This is a genomic window from Shewanella sp. SR44-3, assembly GCF_014163735.1.
Lineage (GTDB): Bacteria > Pseudomonadota > Gammaproteobacteria > Enterobacterales > Shewanellaceae > Shewanella.
This window is the reverse complement of record NZ_JACJDV010000107.1, coordinates 1-517: the sequence shown is the minus strand read 5'-3', so window position 1 is coordinate 517 and position 517 is coordinate 1. Positions and strand designations below refer to the sequence as shown.

The 517-nt window shown below is 48.2% G+C and carries 1 protein-coding gene; it reads left to right on the top strand.

Annotation, left to right across the window (positions count from 1 at the left end):
• Positions 1–107: 107 nt before the first annotated feature.
• The coding region (locus H5073_RS18015) for a site-specific integrase (protein ID WP_182680932.1) at positions 108–517 on the top strand (410 nt) is incomplete at its 3' end.

The following is a 517-nucleotide window of genomic DNA, read 5'->3' as shown; positions in this document are numbered from 1 at the left end:
GTTGAACGAAGCCGCTTTGCGGCAGTAAAGATAAAGCTCACCGCTATCCACTCATCATAAATACTTACTAGACCCTGCCAATTAGGCATTTATCTAGGAGTATTATCATGAACCCATCCGAGCAACAACGCTTCGATTGTCTTTATCAACAACATCTTACCAACTTAACCCTGCAAGGCAAGCGCCCTGCTACCATCGATGCTTACAGTCGGGCCGTCAGGCGCATATCTGCCTACTTCGACTGCTGCCCCGACAAGCTCACAACCGCTGATTTGAAGCGCTATTTTGCCGATTTAATTGCATCCCATTCATGGAGTACCGTGAAACTTGACCGTAATGGTCTGCAATTCTTCTATCGCCATGTGCTCAACCAATCTTGGCAGTGGCTCAATATCGTCAAGCCGCCGCAAGTCAACCATCTGCCCGATATCCTCACCCCCGCTGAAGTGTCTATCGTCATTAGCCTCACCCATAAGCTGCGATATCAAGTGTGCTTTTTAACCCTTTACAGCATGGG